This is a genomic window from Pseudomonas sp. 14P_8.1_Bac3, assembly GCF_025466085.1.
GTDB lineage: Bacteria > Pseudomonadota > Gammaproteobacteria > Pseudomonadales > Pseudomonadaceae > Aquipseudomonas.
The window spans coordinates 1-742 of record NZ_JANLOD010000029.1; the positions used below are offsets into that span (position 1 = coordinate 1).

Genomic DNA, 742 nt, shown 5'->3' on the forward strand with positions numbered 1-742 from the left:
TGTCGACGGCGACCACATGACGACGGTCGTAACGCAATAGCAAGGCGCGGCCGGCACCGTTGTCGAGGCGTGTGATGCGGTCGTGGCGGTCGCGGCTGATGTGCAAGCGGTTGTCATAAGCGTCGCTGATCGCCGTCAGCCGACCGTTGCTGAAGTGATGGAAACGCGCCGGGTCGCCGGCCTGGGCGAGGATCAGTTCGTCCGGCTCGTCACCGAGAAAAATCGCCGCGCGCGAGAGGCTGTTGTGGATGGCCGGGCGTTGCAGCGTCGGCAGCGGGAAGGGGGTGCGACGGTTTTCGTGGTCGACCCAGATGACACTGTCGCCATCGATGTCCAGCCGATGGGATAACGAATGACTCCAGCCGAAACCCAGCTCGCCATCGATCTCCACCGCGCTGGTGCGATAGAGCCGGGTGAAGGCGAAGGGCAGGACGCCGTCCAGCGCACCGTCGGTCAGGGTCAGCAGTTCTTCGCCGGTGACCATCGACACCGGGCAGTTGTGGGTGGCGGTTTTATCCGCTGAATCGACACTGTCACCGTTCGGATTTTTCGCTGGCGCGGGAACGTCGTCGTGGTGTTCGGTGTGCTTGAGGGTGGTGTTGCGCCGGGCGTTCCAACGCAGCTGCACGCCGCCGTTTTTGACACTCGGTGCCACGCTCCTGACGGCGACTTTCTTGTACCGCTCGACCACGTCCATGACGCTATTGATAATGCCGAAAATCGCCTTGACGAAGCCCTGGAT

Annotated in this window: 1 protein-coding gene; it reads right to left on the bottom strand. The window is 62.8% G+C overall.

The features are described from left to right. The coding region (locus NTD84_RS09155) for a DUF6531 domain-containing protein (protein ID WP_262164822.1) at nt 1–742 on the bottom strand (742 nt) is incomplete at both ends.